The following is a 23,410-nucleotide window of genomic DNA, read 5'->3' as shown; positions in this document are numbered from 1 at the left end:
ATGTTCGGGGGGGGGGGGCAAATTTAGTTTTATGGAAAAGAATATTTTGATCTTAGCAACAACAGGCGGTTTTGTATATAAGTTTGAACTGGAAAATGTGAAAATCCTTCAAAGGCTGGGATATACCGTACATTACGCCGGGAACACTTATGACCAGCACTATTTTTTTGAAGATTCTGTTATCAAAAATACTGATATCCAGGTCCACCATATTGACATTGCAAGATCACCCTACATGCTGAAGAACAACCGGAAAGCATTCTGTCAATTAGTGGAGATTGTAAAGAAATATAAAATACAGGCAATTCATTGCCATACTCCTATGGGCGGCGTTCTGGGCAGACTTATTGGACGGTACTTCAGAGGGGACAAGCTCAGAGTTATTTATACAGCGCACGGGTTTCATTTTTATAAAGGAGCCCCGTTGATAAATAACTCTATTTATTTTGGGGTAGAAAAACTGCTGGCTCCTTATACAGATACTTTAATTGTGATTAATGAAGAAGATTATAGAAATGCCCGACGGTTCCGGCTGAAAAAGGGTGGAAAATGCTATAAAATCCCCGGGGTGGGGCTGGATATGGAACAGTTTTGCCCGATGGAGGAAAAGACCTGCATAGAACAGAGAAGGAAACTGGGGATAGACGAAAAGGATTTCTTCTTTGTTTCTGTAGGTGAACTGAATGAAAATAAGAATCAGGAAATTGTCCTAAAGACACTGCTGCAGATGAAAAAAGAAAACAAAGATATTTCTCATATGAAATACGGAATCTGTGGGGAAGGTTTTTATTTTGAAAGGATACAAAAAGAAATCCGGGAGTGGGGACTTGAAAAAAATGTAATGATGTACGGATATTGCACAGAAGTATGGAAAATCCTGGGATGTGCAGACGCTTCCGTATTTCCTTCCCGGAGGGAAGGACTGGGGATGGCAGGCCTGGAATCCTTGGCTATGGGGGTTCCGGTTATCGCCGCGGATAACAGAGGTACCAGAGAGTATATGGTACATGGGCAAAACGGTTACATATGCAGATGGGACAGCGCAGACGACTTTGCCCTGGCCATAGAAAAAATGAAAAATCTGACCCCGGAAGCAAAACAGAAGATGAAAACTTTCAGCAGAGATTCGGTAGAAAAATTTGAAAAATCGCATACCGGAGAAATTATGGAAAAGATATACAGAGACCTGGATAAACAGTTGGAGTGTGAAGGCGTATATGAAAAAACAAGATTATACAAGACATACGAAAAGGGAAATAAAGATCACTGTTATTATGGGAGTTTATAATCCGAAACAACCGGAATATCTCCTGCAGGCTGTGCAATCCATCATTGGGCAGACCTTTCAGGACTGGGAAATGTTGATCTATGATGATGGATCTGATAAAGAATACATACCGGTGATCCGGAAAGCAGCAGAGCTTGACCCCAGGATACGTTTGATCCGCTGCGAAAAGAATCATGGGCTTGCTTATGCTTTAAATCAGTGTATCAAGCAGGCAAAAGGTCAGTACATTGCCAGAATGGATGATGATGATATTTCAAAGCCGGAGCGCCTGGAAAAAATCTATGATTTTCTGGAGACCCACAGAGAGTATCAGTGGGCGGGGTCTAATTCCGACCTGATCGATGAAAAGGGCGTCTGGGGAAAGGGAAATATGCAGGAAATCCCCGGAAAAGAGGACTATCTTCCTTACTCCCCGTACATACATCCCAGCGTTGTGTTCCGAAAAAAAATCCTGGACAGATTAAAAGGATATAAAGTGGCTTCTGATACAATGCGTTGCGAAGATTATGAATTATTTATGCGGTTATACGAAAATGGCTATCGGGGTTATAATCTCCAGGAGCCTCTTTTTCAGTACCGGGAAGATGATAATGCTTATAAAAAAAGGAAATACTGTTACCGTATCAGGGAGATGAAGATTCGGTATCAGGGCTTTAAAAAGTTAGGAATTTTAAGTATCCGTACACTGCCCTATGTAGTCAAACCAGTGGTCACCGGATTGATTCCCCACAAGACTATAAAATATTTGAGAAAATATGGGAAAAGGGAAGCATATGTCCAAAGATCATGAAACTGTCAGACAAAGAAAATACACAGAAATCGTAGAAATGAGAGATACGGTATTCGGAGGGGTTGAGAACAGAGGGGGAAATATGCTGGAAAAAACAGTGGAAAATGTACTGGGACCGTCGATAAACAGCTTTATTATCTGGGTATTGCAGGAAAGCAGAAAAAACGGGATTCAAAGGCTATATTTCCTGGCCAGGGACGGATACTTGATGTATCAGTGTGCAAGGATATACTGCGAAAAGCAGCAGCTGCCCATAGAATGCAGATATTTAAGCTGCTCCAGGTACTCGGTGCGGATTCCCCTTTTTCATCTGGATATGGAAGAGGCGTTGGAATATGTCTGCAGAGGAGGGATAGATGTGACCCTGGATAAAATTCTGGACCGGGCAGGCCTGACTTGTCAGGAAAAAGCAATGGTGCTGGAATTGCTTCCTGCACCAAAAAAAAACAGGGGGATCATTCCCTATTCGGAGCTGTCCCAGGTAAGGGAAGTTCTGAAGAATTGTCAGTATTTTATGGATTGTATGTATCAACACTCGGTAGAGGCCTATCCGCTTTTAGAGGAATATTTAAAACAGGAGGGGCTGTTGGAAACGAAGAAATCAGCGTTGGTGGACAGTGGATGGGTAGGTTCGATGCAGAAAACATTGAACACCATCCTGGGAAGACTGGGGAGAAAGGAAAAACTTACCGGTTATTACTGGGGACTTTATGAACTTCCCCGGGGAGTAAAAAGAGAAGACTATTTTTGTTACTATTTCAGTCCGGAGAAAGGGCTGAAAGAAAAAGTCTATTTCAGCAACTGCCTTTTTGAGAGCATATTCAGCGCACCCCATGGCATGACCATCGGTTATGAGAAACTCAGGGGGAGGATTTTTCCTCGATACGGAGAGATTGATGAACAAAGACAGGAATTTATGATCTGGCTTAGTGAATACATCAGAGAATATACGAAAAAAGCGGTACGGGCCGTAACAGATCTATACCAGATCGATACGGTCAGATACAAGAAGATAGTAAAAGAACTGCTGCGGCTGTTTATGGGGTATCCTACAGCTTCGGAGGCGGAATTATTTGGAAGCCTGGAATTTTCAGATGACGTTCTGGATAATTCCAGACAGCAGGTGGCGGTAAAGATGACGGAACAGGAAATTAGGGGCAACCATGTCTGGAATAAAGCACTGACTATGCTGGGTATCAGGAAGGGATATATTAAAGAGAGCGCCTGGCTGGAGGGGAGCATAGCCCGGTTGGGGAAAAGAGAAAACTATCATTGGTTTATGTACCGAATGTATAAGTACCTACTTTATATAAGAAAGAAATACTATTATTTGAAAATGAGGGAAAAAGAATGACTAAGGCGGAAAGAAGAGAGCAAAGAAAACAATATCTGTTTGTGATTCATGAACTTGTGACAAGAGAAACAAAAAGAAAATATGCCCGTTCTAAATTGGGAATTTTGTGGAGTGTGTTGAACCCGCTGCTGTCTATGGCGGTGCTGTCCATGATTTTTTCCACGATTTTCAAAAGAAGTATTGAGAACTATCCGATTTATTATTTGACAGGTTTTATCATCTGGAATATGTTTACACTATCTACAACTACAGCTATGACAGCACTGGTAGATAATAAACAGCTTTTGATCAAAGTGAAACTTCCCATGCTGATTTTTCCGATTTCCAGGGTTCTGACAGCACTAGTGAATTTGGGATATTCTCTGATTGCTTATGGGGTGATGCTGGTAGTATTTCAGGTACGCCCTTCTGTCACTATGCTGTTTTTGCCTGTGGTAGTAATCTTTTTACTGTTTTTTGCTTTAGGGATTTCTTATATTCTGTCCGTAGCATATGTTTTTTTTGGCGATATTAAACACTTGTACTCTGTGATTGTAACACTTTGGATGTATTGTTCGGCTATTTTTTATCCGGTAGACGCTATTGACCCTTTGCTAAAAACAATCGTGGAACACAATCCGGTCTACAATTTTATTGCCTGTGCAAGAGATTGTATGATGTATCAGCGGCTTCCAAATTTTCTTGAAGGAACCCAGTTGGTTTTATGGGGAATCGGTATGTATATCGTAGGCTATATGATCTTTAAGAAATTTAGAAATAAAATCATGCAGGTGATATAAAATGAGAAAAATAACAGAAAATAGAAGATACAGAATAATTATATTGCTGCTTTTGGCCTTGATTTTTATTCCGGGCTTTCCAAGCCAGGTCTATGGAGCAGCGCAGGCTTCCTTCGGTTCAGAAAGCTACAGTCCACAGATTGGCCAGGATTTTCCTATGGGAATTTACATTATCGCAGATGAAACGTTTACATCTGGAGAAACAGAGGTCAGATATGATCCGGAAATTCTAGAATATATTTCCGGAGGAGAATTGACTGAAGAAGGGCTGGTGCATCTGTCCTATGTAAATATACAAGGTGGTAAGGGAAGACAGGACATACAGTTCAGACCTAAGACCGGAGGAAAAACAGAAGTTTATATTGAAAGCGCCCAAGCTCTTGGAACAGAGGGAAACCTTCTTGAAATGACAGATATGCAAAGGGTATCGGTGAATATTCCAATTCCGGAATCCTGCAGGCTTTCCGGGGCAAAGCTGAACGGAGAAGATATGAATTTCACAGATGATTCCCAGACTGAACTGTATGGAGAAGTATCGGGAAATATAGAGGAGGCGGAGATACAGGCTATCCCTGTCCAGGAAGAAGCCACAGTTACAGTTGAAAGTAAAAAGCTAGAAAAAGGGGAAAATCTTATAAAGATTTCTGTGACTGATACAGTCGGAAACCAGGCAATTTATAATGCAAGGATACTGCGTCAGGCACTGCCGGAATCATTGCCTAATGAAGAAGAAGAAACGAGAGCGGATATGACAGCAGAAGATCAAACGGATACAGAGGTTATTCATGAGATATCATTTCCGATAGAAAGGCTTTTTATTGTCGGAGGAATTTTTCTGCTTTTGGAGATTATAATCTGTGTGAGTCTTATCATACGGATTCGTAACAGGAGAAAGAAAAGAAGAAGACGCAGACAGAGAGAAGAACAAAGGAGACAGGAAGAGCGGAGAAAAAGCAAAGAAGAATCGATTAAAGAGGAAAAAAGAAAAGCAGAAGAGAAGGAAATGGCGGCGGCTGTTCAGAAAATCATAGAAGAAAAACAACAAGAGGAATCTGGAGAAGAAGAAAACTATGAAATCCAGGTAATAGATGTTACCATGACTTTCCGGATTATTCAGAATGCACCGTCCAGCGTAAAAGAGTATGTAATTAAGAAGATAAAAAAGGAAACCAAATACCGGGAATTTTCCGCATTGAAACATATAAGTTTTAATGTAAAAAAGGGTGAGGTTGTAGGTATTATCGGTACCAATGGTTCCGGAAAGAGTACGATTTTGAAGATTATTTCAGGTGCACTGGCGCCTACTTCCGGTGAAGTGAAAGTAGACAGACGAAAAATCCAGCTTCTGACTTTGGGAACCGGATTTGACTTTGAACTTACGGGAAGAGAAAATGTTTATTTAAACGGGGCAATCATTGGCTATACAAAAGAATATATAGATGAAAAATACGAAGATATCGTTAAATTTGCAGAACTAGAAGGATTTATGGATGAAAAGGTGAAGAACTATTCCTCCGGTATGGTGTCCAGACTGGGATTTGCTATTGCGACTATGCGGGATACACCGGAAATATTGATCTTAGATGAGGTGCTAAGTGTAGGAGATATGTTTTTCAGAAAGAAAAGCGAGGCAAGGATAAAAGAAATGATACATGGCGGTTCCACAGTGCTGATTGTTTCTCATTCTATGGACGTTATCCGCAAGAATTGCGACAAGGTAGTCTGGATTGAAAAGGGCGACCTGAAAATGATTGGAAAACCTGAAGAAGTATGTCCGGCATATGCAAAATTGAACGGATAAAAACAGAGGAAAGATTTGTTATGAAGCTTGGTGATAATATTTATAGTGTACTGGTCAATCAGGTACCGGGGATCAGGCGCAGATACCATAAATACAGAGATGGATTGACGGGGAAAGACAGAGCCCGTGCATGGGGATATTTACTGAAATTAAATCTGGAATATTATCTCCTTCAGAATAAGGAACTGAAAGAACCGACAGAAATGTACCCCGACAAAGGGAAGAAACTGTATACACAGGGAAGCGAGTCATCCCTGTCCAGGCGGGAAAAGCCGGCTGCATTGGCTGAAAAACTGGCTGCATATGATGTGATTTCTTTTGATGTATTTGATACATTACTGCTTCGCCCTTTTTCAAAACCTTCGGATCTGTTTTTTCTGGTAGGAGAAGAGCTGAATTATTTAGATTTTGAACGGATCCGTCGAGAGATGGAGTGGAAAACCAGAGAAAAAATCTGTCAAAAATATAAAACCAGAGAAGTTACTTTTCAGGAAATCTGGGAGGTAATGGAGAAAGAAACAGGAATCCCTGCTACATTCGGAAGCAATTTGGAATGGGAAACAGAAAGAAAATATTGTTTTGCTAATCCATATTTTACAGAAGTCTTTCGGGAACTGCAGAAATATAGAACAAAAATAGTGATCACTTCGGATATGTATCTGAGAAAAGAACAGATTCGGGAATTGTTGGACAAAAATGGATTTAAAGGAATTGAAGAAATCTTTGTATCTTGTGAATACAGAGCGTCTAAAGGAGCGGGTACACTCTATAGGTTCGTTAAAGAGAGAATGGGAAAAAATCTTTCTTATGTCCATGTGGGAGATAACCCATACTCTGATCAGAAAAAGGCGCAGGAAGCAGGATTTTTCGTGATACCCTATCAAAATGTTAATGAATTTGGAGAACGGTATCGTGCCGAAGAAATGTCGCCGGTTACAGGATCTCTGTACAGAGGGCTTGTAAATGCGCATCTGCATAATGGTTTAAAAGAATATTCTATAGAATATGAATTTGGGTTTCTATACGGAGGTCTGTTTGTTCTGGGATACTGTCAGTTTATCCATGAGTATGTGAAGATACATGGAATAGAAAAGATTTTATTTCTGGCGAGAGATGGGGATATCTTAAATCAGATGTATCAGAAGTTGTACCCGGAGGAAAGAGATAAATGCCGCTATGTATACTGGTCCAGACTGGCTGCTGCGAAAATGACGGCAGGATATTTTAAATATGACTATTTTCGCAGGTTCCTCTACCATAAAGTAAACCAATCATACAGTTTGGAGAATATTTTTAGGACTATGGAGTTGGAAGATATGTTCCCGGATTTTCTGCAAGGGCAGGAAAGTATGGACAGAGAAACAGAACTGACAGATAAAAATGTATCAATTATCAAAACTTATTTAATGAAAAACTGGAAGTGGGTTTTGGAACATTACAAAAGGCAGACAGAGGCCGGAGGCATTTATTATAAAGAAGTCCTTGGAGATAGTAGAAAGGCTGTGGCTGTAGACGTAGGCTGGGCAGGAAGCGGAGCTGTAGCATTGGATTATCTGGTAAACAAAGTGTGGAAGCTGGGATGCGATATTGTCGGCATTGTGGCCGGAACCAATACGGTACACAATGGTGCAGAGAGTAACGCCAGCGAATCTTTTCTTTATTCGGGAAAGATAGTCAGCTACTTGTTTTCTCAGAATAAAAATCGAGAGATGTGGAGAAATCATGACTTAAATAAAGGCCATAACATTATTGTAGAAATGTTGCTATGCTCGGAAAAGCCACCTTTTAAGGGATTCAAATTCGGAGAAAAATCTTTTGGAAAACCGGACATAGATAAGCAAGTGGTTTCTGATATTCAGGAAGGGATAAAGGCATTTATTGATTTATCAAAAAACTTAGGCTGGCAGATAGAGGGGGAAGATGTTAATGCGCTGTTTCGATTGATTTATGGAAATAAGAAGTATACAGAGCTGATAAAAGGAAAATCTGAATTTAATCCGAACATTTGATATGGAACTAGAGGAAAATCTGAATGTCTAAGAAGAAAAAGAAAGAAAAAATTTTACTTGTTTCCCATGAAATGTCTTATACCGGAGCCCCCAGGAGCCTGCTTAATATTGCAAAAGTTTTGCGAAACTCAGAAATTGAAGTTACTGTTTGGAGTCTTAAAGGGGGAGATTTTCAAAAAGAATTTGAAAAAGAAAAAATTCCTGTACAGATCATCGGGAACATCGAAGACTATGTATGTGAAATCACAAAATACGATTTAGCGATTTTGAATACTATTTTTACAGCAAAACTAGTGAAATATTTTCAGGAACGGGTCCGTACTATTCTATATATAAGGGAGGCCGAAAATATATCTCTATTGGTCAGAGACTGTAAAATAAGTATGGAAGATATCCGTAGTGCGAAAGAGGCTCTTTGTGTCAGCGAGTATGCCGAAAAATATATCATAGCTCATTGTAATCCTAGAAGTCTGACGGTCATCCGTAATTATGTGAAGGACGAATATGACGGAAGTTTGAATATAGTGCGAAACGGAAGGATCCACTATTTGCTTTCTGGAACATATGAATGGAGAAAAGGTTATGACAGAGCTATTGCGGCTTTTCTCAGTATGCCGGAGAAACTAAAAAAGATTACATATTTGCATATTGTGGGGAGGAAACCTGAGTGGGCGAGAAGATATTGGGAAACTTTAGAGAAATCATATGATGACCGGATTATTGACCATGGAGAAATAGCAGATGAAGAGAAAAGGATAGCGCTTTATCGCAAGATGAATGTGTTTGTAATTGCATCCCTGGATGAATCCTGCTCTCTGGTAGCTCTTGAGGGGGCTATGCTGGGCAAGGCATTGATCATGTCCGAAAATGTAGGAGCACAATATTTAGATGTTAAGAAAAAAGGAATATATCCTACAGATGATGTTGCTATGTTGTGCAGAAAAATGTGTGAACTGACCAGCAGAAGAGAATTGCTGATCCGGGGAATAGAGATGAGAAGAATGTACAAAAAAACTTCAACGGAAAAAATATATGTGGAAAAGCTATGGAAGATCATTAACGGAGGAGCTGTCAAATGAATCCCAAAGTATCTGTAATTATGCCGATATATAATGTGGAAAAATATCTCCAGCAAAGTTTATTAAGTGTTATACATCAGACTATGCGGGATATAGAGATTATTTGCATCAATGACGGTTCGACAGATTCCAGCGGAAAGATATTATCCTATTATTCGGAAAAGGATGACAGGATTAAAATTATTACCACTCCGAATAAGGGGTATGGACATGCCATGAATATAGGGCTGAGAGAGGCCAAAGGCGAATACATCGGGATTGTAGAACCGGACGATTATGTAGATACAAGAATGTTTGAGTATTTGTATGATACGGCAAAATTGCAGGGGACGGATATTGTAAAGGCGGATTTTTACAGGTTTAGCAGAGGGATACATGGGACTCAAAAATTTTTACAGCCAGTGGCAAACGATATAAGATTTTACCATAGGATTGTAATTCCTCAAAAAGAAAACGATTGTTTCCGGAATATAATGAATATCTGGTGCGGTATTTATAAAAGAGAATTTCTTGATTGCAATAATATATATTTTCATGAAACACCGGGAGCTTCTTTTCAGGACAACGGATTTTGGTTTAAGACTTTATGTTATTGTAAAAGACTTTACTATTTGGATATTCCGTTATATATGAATCGCAGAGATAATCCAGATTCGTCAGTTCACAATCCCGGGAATATTTACTGTTGTAATCAAGAGTATAAATTAATAAGGGAATTTCTAAGAAAGAATAAGAGATTAGAGGAAAAATTTTTAGAAGGCTATATGATAAAAAAATATGAAACCTATATGTTTAATATAGGAAGAATACGTGGAGAGCCTTTAAAAAAATATTTAAAAGATTTAAGCGAAGAGTGGAAAACAGACTATGAAAATGGTGACTTAACAGAGGAAGGGTTCACCCCATTTGAATGGAATGTCATAACCCAGATTATGAGAGAACCCGATAAGGCATATGACATATTTAGTGAAAAGAAGGACAAAGAAGAAGTAAATGTAAAGATACAAGATTTACAGTACCAAATAGATGAGATCAGAAAATCTCGTTCTTATAAGATTGGTATGCTGATAACATTTATTCCAAGAAAAATAAGAGAGATACGAAGTAAAGGAGAAAAGTAAAATGAAAGAGATGCGTCAGAAACAAGTTGAGGAGACAAGAAATAAAGTAAAAATTCATCAGTTAATTAATTTTGATAAAGATCCGGAACGAGAGGTAAAAGTATCGATCATTGTTCCTGTTTGTAACGTAGAGCAGTATCTTAGAGAATGTTTGGATAGTGCGATTAATCAGACACTTCAAGAAATAGAAATCATATGTGTCAATGATGGTTCAAAGGATAATTCATTACAGATTTTAGAGGAATATGCGGAAAAAGATACGAGGGTAAAAATTATTGATAAAGATAACGCAGGATATGGTCATGCTATGAATATCGGTATGGATATGGCCAGAGGGGAATATATCGGTATCTTAGAGAGTGATGATTATATTAAATTAGATATGTATGAAACTTTATATAATATTGCACATCAGGACTGTATAGATATGGTAAAAGCAGATTTTTATCGTTTTACTGTAGATGGAGAATATAGACATTTATATTATAATTTTTTGACTCCTAAACAAGAGTATTATAATCATATTTTAACTGGCGATAGGACAATTGATTTATTTAAATTTACTAATACATGGACAGGCATTTATAATGCTGATTTCTTGAGAGAGAATAACATTCGTCATCAAGAAACACCGGGAGCATCTTATCAGGACAATGGTTTTTGGTTTCAAACTACTATATGTGCAAAATCATTGTATTATCTTGACAGGCCATTCTATATGAACCGTAGAGATAATCCAAACTCTTCTATATATCAAAGAGAAAAAATGTTTATGGCCAATACGGAATACAAGTTTATTTATAATTTTATCGAAGAGCGCCCTGAACTAAAAGAAAAATATGCAAGATTTTATGCAATGAAAAAATTTGATAATTATTACTATAACTACCGCCAGATCTCTAAGGAATTAAAATTTGAGTACCTTACAAAATTTTCAGAGGAATTTAAAGAATTAGACCGAAAAAAGGAAATAGATAGAACGCTTTTTAGTAATGCAAGATATAAGACCTTAAGGAAAATTATAGATGCTCCGGAGGAATATTATGAGGAGACTAAAGATGAAACAGGTGTAGACTTTATGAGTACTTCAAATGATGTAGTACCTATTGTGTTTATCTGTGATAAAGGGTATGCAATTCCTACATCTACTGCGATTGCATCTATAGTAAAGGCAAAGCGCCGCAATACAAGATATAAAATAACAATCATAGCTGTTGGGCTTTCAGATTCAGATATCAGAAGATTTGCTGTGTATGAGAAATCAGATATTTCTTTTACTTTTATATCTGTTCAACCAGATGAGTTTGAAAAATTACATAAAACTGAAATTACAAATTACGGTGTTCCAACGACTGCATTGATAAAATTTTTACTGCCGGATTTGATGAAAGAATACTCAAAAGTAATTTATTTAGACGGTGATATTGTAGTAAAGAGAGATTTAAGCGCTTTATTTGCAGAAAATATCGAGGGGTATTATGCAGGTGTTGTGAGAGATATTCCTCAGGTCTTATATGAAAGACAGATATTTGGCGTTGAATATGGAAGAGATTATTTTAACTCTGGAATGATGCTTTTGAATATCCATTTAATGAGAGAAGATAATCTCACAGAAGTGTTAATAAGGACAAAACAAGAATTAGACAGCAGATTAATGGATCAGGATGTGTTTAATGAAGTATTTAAAGACAAGATGAGGCAGCTTCCAATTAAATATAATACTTTGTATGTTAACTTATATAGATCCAGAACCAGATATAATATAAGCCAAATTAATAACTTATATAAAACAAAATATACAAACCTAGAAAGTATCAGACGGGATAGTGCCATTATACATTATTGTTCAAAAGATAAGCCGTGGAAATATTATGATGTTCCTATGGCTGATATATGGCTGGAACATTTTTTAAGATCTTCGTATGGCGAAAAAACTCTGGTACGCCATTCTATACTGGATCAAAACGAAGAGATTGAATGTAATGGAAATATTTTATTTGAAGATGTAGAGAATCATGTTCCAGTGGTATTTTATTATACTTCAAGAAACACAAAAGAAATTTTAGCTAATATTAGTGAAATAAAGAAATTTGGTCGAAATAACGGAGTATTTTGCGATTTCTATATCTTAAAGAACGGTGACAATGGGTTGCCAATGTGTTTGTTTGAAAAATATATAGATACGGAGACTTCGATTAAAACTGTTGAGCTAAAGAATATGCTGGATAGGGATAGGGAATATAGTAGAAGCAGAAGGCTGCATGACAATTATTATCGTATGCTTATTCCTGAAATCTTGTGTCAGTATCCCAAAATAATATTTGTTGGTGATACGGTTGTTAAAGATGATATAGTAAATTATTTCTTAAATTACGAAATGAAAGCGGAAATTGGCTATATTAAAATGGAAGATAAGTCATTTTGGGATTCTCCGGTGGTATTTTATGATACCAGAAAATTTGTTTGCAATATTATCAAAATGAAATTTTTTGATGAATATAACGGCAATAAGAAGACTAGCGGGAAATTTGCATTGTCACTTTATAACATCATACCGAGAAGTGCTGCAGATACAATTGATACATACTACTTTGATATAGCTGAAACAAATAATAAGGCGGTTGAAGAACCAAATCAAAATGGTAATCTGCAATTGATGAAAAAAATAGTTAGTAGTATAGAAGAAAAAGACAACGAGTATATACGATTATTGGAAGAAAAAAATGAAAATTGTATGCGAGAAATTTATGACAAAGATCAATATATTCATCAATTAGAGTACGAATTAAAAGCAACCAGAACATCGTTCTCTTGTAGGCTAGGACTAGCGTTAACTGCAATACCAAGAAAAATTTTAGGAAAAAAATAATGTTTTGAAATCTAGTACACAGTTAAAATTTGATACTATAAACTTTTTATGTGAATAGGGAATTTCAATTCATATAAAAAGCCTAAAATACTTAAGTGTTATACGGAAAGGATATAATAATGATATGTACAATAGATATTCACGGAAGCTGTGTATCCCGAGATGTATTTCGAGATCAAGATGATATAAAGGTGAAAACTTATATTGCTAGAAATTCAATTATGTCAACACAATATCCACTAGTCAGAGAAAAATTTACAGATACTTCATCAAATAATTCACCATGGGAAAAACGAATGTTAGATATTGATTTTTCAAAATCTTTATTTAAGCATTTAGCAGATAATCACGGAGATTATTTGATGATTGATTTAATAGATGAAATTTTTGAATTAATAAAGGTGAGAACATTTGATGGAAAAGAGAGTGCAGTTACTAATTCACAAGTTCTTAAAAGATCAGACTATATGAAAATACTGGGTATAAAAAATATAGAAATTATTAATACTAGAAATTTTCATTTTTCAAAAATAATTGATGCAATTAAAAATTATTGCAAAAATATCATTGATATATATGGAGAAGAACATATTATAATTAATGAAGCATACCCTGTTGAGAAAATGATTGATAAAGATAGCAATGTCAAGTTTTTTGATGAGGAGAGAAGAAACAATGTAAAAAGAAATAGATATAAGTTAGAATTATACTACGCATTACTTGAATATGAAATGCCAAAGGCATTTGTAATTAAAATGCCAAAGGATATTTATGCAGACGAAAATCATAGGTGGGGTAAAGCGACAACACATTTTGAAGAAAGGTTTTATAGTGATGTCTATGAACAGACATTAAAGTTTATAAATCATAATAAGAATCATGCAGAAAAACATATAATTGATCCGGTAAAGTCTAAAAATTATGAAGATGACAAGCAATTGTTTGATGCAAGAGATATTAAGAATAAAAATATAATAATTTGGGGTGCACAAATATATTTTAAAGAAAATATTGAGAGGTTTAAAAAGAAATATAATAAAATTAAGTATATATTTCCTGATGGGCCTGTGGAGGCAGAGATTGGTAATCAGTATACAATTATTGAATCATTAGAGGATATAAAAAAGATAAATAATTGTGTTGTGATTATCGCAAAGGGTAAAACAGAAAATATTTCTAAAATTGCAGAAACCCTAATGCAATATGAAATACCGTATGATCATATGGATTTTTATATTCACAGTAATTTGAATATTAGATATTTAAAAGCATTGAAACATTATAATTATATTGATGAAAATAACAATAAATTTATTATACACCCTGATATTTCAGATAAATTGGTGTTGAATAGAATTTGCTGTAGCAATGCTAATTGTGCTATTGGGAATAATAAAATTCATAAACAGCTTTTTATACAATTAATGGGAGAAAGACCAGATATAAACATAGGAAAGGATAGTAGCTTTCTAGATGTGATTATTAATGTTTGCTCAAATGGTAAAGTAATAATTGGTGATGATAATATGTTTTCTCATGGTATAACTTTAGCGCAAAGTGATATGCATCATATATTTGACTTGCAAACTGGGAATAGAATTAATTATCCGAAAGACATTATTATCGGCAATCATGTTTGGGTAGGTCGTGAAGTGGAATTTTTAGGCGGAGCCAATATTGGGGATAACTGCGTAGTTGGAGCCAGAACAGTTACAAGCAGTAAATTCCCTAATAATGTAGTACTTGCGGGGTGTCCGGGAAAAATAATTCGTGAAGATATAATTTGGGCAAGAGATGATCTGAAAATTTATAATCATGATAATTACAAAGAAGCCGTTGATAAATTAGGTGAAAAATATATACATAAGGAGTTACCAGAATGAAAATTACAGTTGCAGGCACCGGATATGTAGGACTTTCTATAGCTACTTTACTTTCACAGAATAATGAAGTTTGTGCTATAGATATTATTCCGGAAAAAGTAGAGATGATCAATAATAAGAAGTCGCCTATAAAAGATGCAGAGATTGAGGAGTATCTACAGAATGAGCCATTAAATTTAATGGCTACATTAGATCCTGAGAAGGCTTATACAAATGCTGATTTTGTAGTGGTGGCGGCACCCACAAACTATGACAGCAAGCATAACTCTTTTGATACATCAGCGGTAGAAGCGGTGATTGATCTATCAATGAAATATAATCCTAACGCAACTATTGTCATAAAATCCACGGTTCCGGTAGGGTATACAAAAAAGATAAGAAAAAAATTCAATAATATAAAACTAATGTTCAGCCCAGAGTTTTTGCGAGAGGGTAAGGCTTTATATGATAATTTATACCCGTCACGTATTATCGTAGGAACTGATCTTCAGAATCAGTATTTGGCGGAGCGGGCTAGGTGTTTTGCAAATCTATTAGCAGAAGGTGCCAAAAAGGAGAATATTGATATTTTATACATGGGTTTTACAGAAGCTGAGGCTGTAAAACTATTTGCAAATACTTATCTGGCTTTGCGAGTAAGCTATTTTAACGAATTGGATACGTATGCTGAATTAAAAGGCTTAAATACACAGCAAATTATTCAAGGGGTATGTCTTGATCCACGGATTGGGAACTTTTATAATAATCCTTCCTTTGGATACGGTGGATACTGTTTGCCAAAGGATACGAAACAGCTTCGGGCAAACTATGCAGATGTTCCGGAAAATCTTATATCTGCTATTGTTGAATCAAACACGACTCGTAAAGATCACATCGCTCAAATGATCATTGAAAGAAAACCAACAATAGTAGGAATATTCCGATTAACAATGAAAGCAAATTCGGATAATTTCAGACAATCAGCCATTCAGGGAATCATGAAACGAATAAAAGCAAAAGGTATCAAAGTGGTTGTATATGAACCGGCTATGAGAGAAGACAGCTTTTTTAATTCAGTAGTAATCAGAGATTTAAATACATTTAAAGAAATTTCAGATGTTATTATAGCCAATCGTATGTCTGCAGACTTGGATGACGTCAAAGAAAAAATATATACAAGAGATTTGTTCTATAGAGACTAATTAAAAAAGAAAGAGAAAAACATATGAAATACGATTATCTAATAGTAGGAGCCGGACTCTTCGGTTCTGTATTTGCCTACGAGGCACATAAAAGAGGAAAGAGTTGTCTGGTCATTGACAAGCGTGACCATATTGCAGGAAATGTGTATTGTGAAGAGATTGAAGGGATCAATGTCCATAAATATGGAGCTCATATATTCCATACTTCCAATAAGAAAATATGGGAGTACATCAATCAATTTGCGGAATTTAATAATTATATAAATTCTCCTATTGCAGTGTACAAAGATGAGTTATATAATCTGCCTTTTAACATGAATACATTCAGTAAAATGTGGGGGATTAAGACTCCTCAGGAGGCGAAAGCAATCATTGCAAAACAGATTGAAGAGTTGCATATTACAGAGCCTAGAAATCTGGAAGAGCAGGCTTTGTCTCTGGCCGGAACGGATGTATATGAAAAGCTGATCAAGGGATACACAGAAAAGCAGTGGGGCCGCCCTTGCTCGGAGCTGCCTTCATTTATTATAAAGCGTCTTCCATTCCGCTTTACATATAATAATAATTATTTTAATGACCGCTATCAGGGAATCCCTATTGGCGGATATACAAAAATTGTGGGAAAAATGCTGGATGGTATCGAAGTGAAAACCGGAACGGATTATTTCCAGTTTAAGAAGGACAAACCAGATATTGCCCGCAAGATTGTGTTTACTGGTATGATTGATGAATATTTTGGCTATAGACTGGGAGCTCTGGAGTATCGTTCTGTACGATTTGAGACTGAAGTTTTAGATACGGATAACTATCAGGGAAACGCAGTGGTAAATTATACGGACAGAGAAATACCTTATACGAGGATTATAGAACATAAACACTTTGAGTTTGGAACCCAGGAAAAAACCGTCATTTCCAGGGAATATTCTTCAGAGTGGAAGGTGGGAATGGAGCCTTATTATCCAGTAAATAATGAACAGAACAACCAGCTTTTCGAAAAGTACAGAGAATTGGCTGAAAAAGAAAATAATGTTATTTTTGGTGGACGCTTGGGAAATTATAAATACTATGATATGGATAAAGTGATTGAATCAGCATTGGAGACAGTTGACAGAGAATTTCGATAAAAGAATTTAGGAGGAGCCACAAATGATAAATCCCATGACAGTGATGAAAATGCTCAATGAACGAAAACGGTTCATATCTAATCATCCGCACTTCTTTAATTTTTTTGTCAGTACCTTTGGCACGGGAATCAATGAGGATACGGAAATTGAATTGAGCATTAAGAGGCCAGGAGAAGAGAAAACATCTTCCAGGATTAAGATTAAAAAATCAGACTTAAAGTTGTTTGAAGAACTTCAGGAATTGATTAACTGAAAATACTCTTTTATAAAACTGGAAGCTATCCGCAGTTGGACCGTAAAGTCAGAGATTGTAGATGGGTTCCGGTTTTTATTATTGGATTTAGCCAGTTGAGGATATCTCTGGGGAAGAGGCAGGCTCTCTAGACATTATCCTGTTCCAGCAGGCGGCTGGTCAGCCGTTCAAGACCTTGAGACCTGCTGATGTACCTTATATATAAATATCTGCTGTATTTAAGAAAAAAATATTCCCCTTCCAGGAAGAACATCAAAGAGAAAGTTCAGGATGTTCTCCCGGAAAGGGAAAGTCTTTAAGAGAATTTATTTATCCTGGGCGCCTTTATGGGAAGCCTGGGATTTTTCTCCCTTGGGAAGAATGACATTTAAAAGAATAGCCACAATAGTAGCCAGAACAACCGGTGATGAACCGAAAATAGTAGTCACCCATCCAGGAAAAGCACTGAGGGATCCGGAAGCCTGTGTAACGCCCATTCCAAGAGCTACGGACAGACCTACAATAGAAGTATTTCGATAATTCATTTCCTGCTGCATGATCAGCTTGATCCCTGTCATAGCGATAGAAGCAAATACGGAAATCGTGGCGCCTCCAAGAACGCACTGAGGAATGGTGGTAAGGAGTGCAGAAAATTTCGGTACCAGTCCGGCAATGATCAGGACAAGAGCGGCAAGTCCCAGAACACAGCGGTTAATAACTTTGGTGGTAGTAACGATACCTACGTTCTGACTGTAGGTAGCTGTGGGAAGGCCGCCGAATACAGCGCCGATAATATTTTCAATACCATACATGACGATGCCCCCCTGGAGCTCTTTAGTAGTGGGCTCGCGATCCATACTGCCTACTGTAGTAGCAGATAAGTCTCCAATAGCCTGTATGGAATTAATAGCGAACAAAACGCCTATGGCGATACAGGCTGAAGGCTCAAAGCTGACGCCGAAATGGAATGGCTGAGGCAGCTGAAAAAATCCTGAAGAAGAAATTCCGGAGAAATCGATCATTCCGAAACATGCCGCCAGAGCATAGCCTGCGATAATACCGATAAGGATAGAGGCCAGCTTTAAAAAGCCTTTGGCAAAATGGTTCAGCCCTGTTACTACTGCCAGAGTAAAGAAGGCAACCAGCCAGTTCTGCCAGGAACCATAGTTTTCGCTGGAAGTTCCGCCGGCCATATAATTTACAGCTGTGGGATACAGAGAAAGGCCGATGGTGAAAACTACAGTACCGGTGATGATAGGCGGAAAGAGGACACGGATTTTCTTTACGGTAATGCCTACGATAATGGCTATGACACCGCCGACTATCTGAGCCCCCAGAATTGTGCCTACGTCAAATTCTCCGGCAATGGCCTGCATACTGGGAACATAGGCAAAACTGATTCCCATGATCACAGGAAGTTTTGCCCCTAACTGAAAATTTTTTCCCTTAATAATAGGAAAAAGCTGAAGCAGGGTACTAATGGCAGAGACAAACAGGGCAGCCTGAATAAGGATGACCCGGTCCTGGTCATTAAGACCGGCCACACCGGAAACGATGATGGCGGGAGTTACACACCCTACAATCATGGCAACTACGTGCTGAAGAGCCAGAGGAAGGGCCTGGGAAAAGCCAGGAACGCCGTCCAGCTCAAAGATAGAAGCTTTGGTTGACATAAGTGAATCCTCCTGGGTAATATGTAATTTTTAATACTTATACTACTTTACACAATTAGAACCGGCGTGTAAAGAGGAACCTGTCAAAAAGAGGGTTTGCTGTTTTTTCTTTACACCTGACGCCGTTTTCGTTATGATATAGGAAAGAAAATAAAGCTGAAAGGCGGTTAAAGAAATGGAAAATACAGAGATTCTGGCAATATACGGGAAAGATTATAAAGATATGACAAAGAAACTTCTGGAAGAGGCTTGTCTGGCCTCCAGGATACCAGATAAAGAATGCCGTATCGGCATAAAGCCCAATCTGGTGTCTCCTTCAGACCCTTCCCGGGGGGCTACCACTCATCCGGAAATCGTAGAGGGGATCATTGAATATCTTCAGGAACGTGGCTTCCATGATCTTGTTATGTTAGAAGGCTCCTGGGTGGGAGACAAGACAGAGGACACAGCCAGACTATGCGGATATTATGACCTCTCAGAGAAATACGGTGTAGACTTCCTGGATATGCAGAAAGACAGCTATGAAACCTATGACTGTGAAGGGATGGAACTGAAAATCTGCGATGAAGCAAAAAAGCTGGATTTTTTGATCAATGTGCCGGTAATGAAGGGACACTGCCAGACAAAGATTACCTGTGCGCTGAAAAATATGAAAGGATTGATCCCAAACTCCGAGAAACGCCGTTTCCATTCTATGGGACTGCACAAACCTATTGCCCATCTGGCTGTGGGAATACATCAGGACTTTATTGTAGTGGACAATATCTGCGGAGACTGGGATTTTGAAGATGGAGGAAATCCGGTAGTGATGAACCGGATTATGGCCGCTGCAGATCCGGTATTGTGTGACGCTTACGTGGCTCATCTTATGGGATATGATCTGGAAGAGATTCCCTATATCCAGATGGCAGCAGATCTGGGTGCAGGACTGGAGGACTGGGAACTGGCTGAGTTTCGGGAATTAAATCTTCCGAAGGAAAAGGCTGTGGTTCCCAAGGACAGAAAAATCGTGGAACTTCAGGATACTGTAGAAGAGGTAGAATCCTGCAGCGCCTGTTACGGATATCTGATACCGGCTCTTCAGCGTCTGAAGGAAGAGGGGCTGCTGAAAAATCTGAATGAGAAAATCTGCATCGGCCAGGGCTTCCGGGGAAAGACTGGAGAGCTGGGCATTGGACAGTGTACCAGAAAGTTCCGACACTTCCTGAAAGGCTGTCCGCCTACAGAAGAGGAAATCTATCAGTTCCTGAAAGAGTATATCCAATAGAAAAGAATTGGTTTGTATGACCAAAGTGTTACTAAAAAATGACAGATTTTGTCGGAAATGGTTGTTTTTTGCAGAAAATAGGATATAATTATATAAAAGTATGCTGTCAAGCCACCTGCAGTCCTGCAGATGGCTTGATGTTTGTAAAAAGGAAGGAGAAAAATTTGATATTTAACTCGCTGACATTTATTTTTCTTTGTTTTATTCCATGTATTCTATGTATACTGGTGGCGGAAAAGGCAGGGGGGCGTTTCCGTATACGGATCCAGAATGTGATACTTCTCCTCTTTTCTCTGCTGTTCTTTGCCTGGAGCGGAACTCAATACATAAAAGCTTTGATTTTCCTTATTGTCTTGAATTATGTTCTGGGACTTCTGGGAAAACGGTCCAGAGCCTTGCTGATCATAGGCGTGGTTTTGATTCTGGGCGTCTTATTCTATTATAAATATTTAAATCTGATCATCACTACCTATAATGATATTTTGCACAGAGATTTCTTTCTCTGGGAGATCATAGCACCTTTAGGAATTTCTTTCATTATCTTCCAGTGTATTTCTTATCTTATGGATTTATATCAGGGCAAGGCGCAGACCTGCAGAAATTTTCTGGATTTCGCCCTTTACATTTCCTTTTTTCCAAAACTTTCTCAGGGACCTATTGTGAAATATAAGGATATGGAGGCACAGCTGAAATACCGTACTATAACTTATGACAAGTTTCTCAGAGGACTGGAAAGATTTATTATGGGCCTTTCCAAAAAAGTATTGATCGCAGATATTTTAGGCCAGACATCCAGCAGCATCTTTTATAGTATGGGGATGGGGATGGATGCAGGAACTGCCTGGATTGCCCTTATCAGCTATTCTTTCGGCCTTTATATGGACTTCTCCGGATACTCAGATATGGCCATCGGCATGGCTGCTATGATGGGATTTGAATTTAAGGAGAATTTTAATTTCCCCTATCTCAGCACTTCAATAACCGAATTCTGGAGGAGATGGCATATGTCTCTGGGGGCATGGTTCCGGGAGTACCTTTATTTCCCTTTGGGCGGCAGCAGAAAAGGAAATGTATACCTGAATCTGTTTGTGGTATTTCTGGCAACTGGAATCTGGCACGGTGCAGCCTGGGTCTATCTTTTTTGGGGAGCCATGCACGGTGTCTGTGTAGTTGTGGAACGATACATTATGAAAAAAAGCTGGTATGAAAAAATACCGGTGTTCCTCCGATGGGCTGCAACCTTCTTTATTGTGAATATTGGCTGGATAACCTTTAATGTGACAAAATTTGATGAGTTCACAGAGTTTTTAGGATACCTGTTCGGTATGGGAACGCCCATTTCCTTTACAGGGCCGTTTTACCTGACACCTAGATTAGTGACTTTATGGGCAGTTGTAATACTGGGGACTCTGATTTTCAGCAGGAAAAAGGTCCAGGTACAGCTGATAAAGTGGAATGAAGAATCCCAGGTGTTTAATGGGATTAAATATGTATTCCTTCTGGGATGCCTGCTCCTTTGCTTTGTTACTTCCGTCTCTGAGGGCTATCAACCCTTTTTATACTTTCAGTTTTAGGAGGCCGGTGAATGAAAAAAATAAAAATATTGTTTTTGGGGATTTTATGCGTGGATCTGGTGCTGCCTCTTATATTTTTCAATTTTGAGAAGAATTATGCATCACCCATTGATAACCGAATGCTTACAGAGTGGGACCCTGCTGGTGGAGATGTAACTGAAATGGTGGAGTCCTATATCAATGATCGGATTGGATTCCGGACAGAGGCTATTGACGCATATACAGAACTGAATGATAAGGTGTTTGGCATGATGGTCCACCCTACTTACACTTATGGAAAAGACGGATATGTATTTTTTCAGATGTCTTACGAAAATCCAGACCCTGTATTTGTAGACCTTTTCTGCGCATTTCTGAGACAGGTTCAGGACTATTGCGAAGAGCGGGGTGTTCCTTTCATCTATTGTCTGAACCCTTCCAAGATCACCATATATCAGCAATATCTTCCCGATGGATATATTTATCAGGACAAGCTGAACCAGATGATTTATGAAAAGCTGGAAGAGTATGGGGTAAACTATATTACAAATGAATACCTGCTTAAGGAAAAAAGTGAAACAGAACAGGTATATAATGTCAAATACGATGCAGGTCATTGGAATGATTTAGGCGCCTTTTATGGCACCAACCATATTCTGGAAAAGGTTTCTGAATATTTTCCAAATGTACAGCCCAGAGATCTGTCAGAATTTGAAATAGGAACAGTCCATGAAGACAGTCTTTCAGTTTCTCATTTTGCCATTGATGAAGACGTGCCGGCCTTCTGGGATAAAAATCAGGGAAATATCCAGGACCTTACAGAAAATTACAGAAGTATGAAACTGGACCAGAATTATAATGCATTGTTCTGTCTTGCCAATCACAAAGAAGGGGCAGAGGAACTTCCCAGAGTCCTTGTTTTCCAGGGCAGCTATTATAACGAGAGAACCCAGTACATGCAGTCTGCTTTCCAGGAATATGACGCAGTGCATAACTATGAGAACTTTTTAGACTTTGACTATTATTTTAATATTTTCCAGCCGGATTGTGTAATTCTGGAGACAGCAGAGTATGCGACCAATGGAGCTTACTTTTCTTATGAAACTCTGGAGAATAAGGAACTGAATCCAAAACTTTTTGAAGATGAGTTTATCTCTCTTCAGGATGCAGACTATACAGTGACAGAAGAAGGCAGTCTGGTGACAGTTTCCCTGAATCTGGACGAGGCAGCAGAGAGAGGATACCTGATCATAGGAGACCGTCAGTTTGACTTTTCCATAGATCAGGAAGGCAATACTGCAGAATGTACCCTTGACGTCAGATATTTCCAGGAAGACCTGGCCCAGATATTTTTTCAATAACCTTGCTTTTACAGGAAAACAAGGTATAATGTATTTAAGTATGCGA

17 protein-coding genes are annotated in these 23,410 nt (G+C 38.1%); 16 read left to right on the top strand and 1 reads right to left on the bottom strand.

The genetic code is table 11. The features are described 5' to 3' along the window. Positions 1-31: 31 nt before the first annotated feature. The 13 genes from B5G00_RS04110 (at position 32) to B5G00_RS04050 (ending at position 17,531) form a co-directional block, all read left to right on the top strand. Positions 32-1,288, top strand: coding sequence for a glycosyltransferase family 4 protein (locus B5G00_RS04110; protein WP_087268918.1), 1,257 nt, complete (start codon positions 32-34; stop codon positions 1,286-1,288). Continuing rightward, positions 1,218-2,078 (top strand): glycosyltransferase, encoded by an 861-nt coding sequence (locus B5G00_RS04105; protein ID WP_242971277.1) that lies wholly within the window; start codon positions 1,218-1,220, stop codon positions 2,076-2,078. Before B5G00_RS04110 ends, B5G00_RS04105 begins: the two co-directional genes overlap by 71 nt. Beyond that, positions 2,062-3,432 carry a hypothetical protein gene (locus tag B5G00_RS04100; protein ID WP_087268912.1) on the top strand — a complete coding sequence of 457 codons (1,371 nt, stop codon included), beginning with the start codon at positions 2,062-2,064 and terminating at the stop codon, positions 3,430-3,432. Before B5G00_RS04105 ends, B5G00_RS04100 begins: the two co-directional genes overlap by 17 nt. Continuing rightward, a complete protein-coding gene (locus tag B5G00_RS04095; protein ID WP_087268909.1) occupies positions 3,429-4,211 on the top strand; it encodes an ABC transporter permease in 783 nt (260 codons plus the stop codon). Before B5G00_RS04100 ends, B5G00_RS04095 begins: the two co-directional genes overlap by 4 nt. Before the next feature lies 1 nt (position 4,212). Next, positions 4,213-6,012 (top strand): ABC transporter ATP-binding protein, encoded by a 1,800-nt coding sequence (locus B5G00_RS19585; protein ID WP_330396310.1) that lies wholly within the window; start codon positions 4,213-4,215, stop codon positions 6,010-6,012. Between the two features lie 20 nt (positions 6,013-6,032). Beyond that, complete coding sequence (locus tag B5G00_RS04085) at positions 6,033-8,021, top strand: hypothetical protein (protein ID WP_140403113.1); 1,989 nt, start codon at positions 6,033-6,035, stop codon at positions 8,019-8,021. Positions 8,022-8,044: 23 nt separating this feature from the next. After that, entirely contained in the window at positions 8,045-9,100 is a 1,056-nt protein-coding gene (locus B5G00_RS04080) for a glycosyltransferase family 4 protein (RefSeq protein ID WP_087268904.1), read from the top strand. Next, positions 9,097-10,221, top strand: a complete 1,125-nt coding sequence (locus B5G00_RS04075; RefSeq protein WP_087268901.1) for a glycosyltransferase family 2 protein — start codon at positions 9,097-9,099, stop codon at positions 10,219-10,221. Before B5G00_RS04080 ends, B5G00_RS04075 begins: the two co-directional genes overlap by 4 nt. A 1-nt stretch (position 10,222) precedes the next feature. Then, a complete protein-coding gene (locus B5G00_RS04070; RefSeq protein ID WP_087268898.1) occupies positions 10,223-13,090 on the top strand; it encodes a glycosyltransferase in 2,868 nt (955 codons plus the stop codon). A 119-nt stretch (positions 13,091-13,209) separates the two neighbouring features. After that, a complete protein-coding gene (locus tag B5G00_RS18590) occupies positions 13,210-14,973 on the top strand; it encodes a DUF6270 domain-containing protein (RefSeq protein WP_162613480.1) in 1,764 nt (587 codons plus the stop codon). Continuing rightward, a complete protein-coding gene (locus tag B5G00_RS04060) occupies positions 14,970-16,154 on the top strand; it encodes a nucleotide sugar dehydrogenase (protein ID WP_087268895.1) in 1,185 nt (394 codons plus the stop codon). Before B5G00_RS18590 ends, B5G00_RS04060 begins: the two co-directional genes overlap by 4 nt. Positions 16,155-16,177: 23 nt before the next feature. Then, the gene (glf, locus tag B5G00_RS04055; protein ID WP_087268892.1) at positions 16,178-17,278 is read left to right on the top strand and encodes a UDP-galactopyranose mutase; all 1,101 of its coding nucleotides are present in this window, start codon (positions 16,178-16,180) and stop codon (positions 17,276-17,278) included. A 22-nt stretch (positions 17,279-17,300) separates the two neighbouring features. After that, positions 17,301-17,531 (top strand): hypothetical protein, encoded by a 231-nt coding sequence (locus B5G00_RS04050; RefSeq protein ID WP_087268889.1) that lies wholly within the window; start codon positions 17,301-17,303, stop codon positions 17,529-17,531. Positions 17,532-17,836: 305 nt separating this feature from the next. Here the strand turns inward: B5G00_RS04050 and B5G00_RS04045 are convergent, their stop codons facing one another. Further along, the gene (locus tag B5G00_RS04045) at positions 17,837-19,183 is read right to left on the bottom strand and encodes a uracil-xanthine permease family protein (protein ID WP_087268887.1); all 1,347 of its coding nucleotides are present in this window, start codon (positions 19,181-19,183) and stop codon (positions 17,837-17,839) included. 175 nt (positions 19,184-19,358) lie between these two features. Here B5G00_RS04045 and B5G00_RS04040 point away from each other — a divergent pair, with 175 nt between their 5' ends. The 3 genes from B5G00_RS04040 (at position 19,359) to B5G00_RS04030 (ending at position 23,364) form a co-directional block, all read left to right on the top strand. Further along, the gene (locus B5G00_RS04040; RefSeq protein ID WP_087268884.1) at positions 19,359-20,450 is read left to right on the top strand and encodes a DUF362 domain-containing protein; all 1,092 of its coding nucleotides are present in this window, start codon (positions 19,359-19,361) and stop codon (positions 20,448-20,450) included. A gap of 164 nt (positions 20,451-20,614) precedes the next feature. Next, positions 20,615-22,024: an MBOAT family O-acyltransferase gene (locus B5G00_RS04035; RefSeq protein WP_162613479.1), complete on the top strand. Its 1,410-nt coding sequence runs from the start codon at positions 20,615-20,617 to the stop codon at positions 22,022-22,024. A gap of 11 nt (positions 22,025-22,035) precedes the next feature. Continuing rightward, positions 22,036-23,364 (top strand): alginate O-acetyltransferase AlgX-related protein, encoded by a 1,329-nt coding sequence (locus B5G00_RS04030; RefSeq protein WP_087268877.1) that lies wholly within the window; start codon positions 22,036-22,038, stop codon positions 23,362-23,364. The last annotated feature ends 46 nt before the right edge of the window (positions 23,365-23,410 follow it).

Origin of the sequence: Blautia sp. An46 (genome assembly GCF_002161645.1) — a bacterium.
GTDB classification, from domain to species: domain Bacteria; phylum Bacillota; class Clostridia; order Lachnospirales; family Lachnospiraceae; genus Blautia; species Blautia ornithocaccae.
Note: the sequence above shows the minus strand (reverse complement) of the source record. Positions and strands in the feature narration are given on the sequence as shown.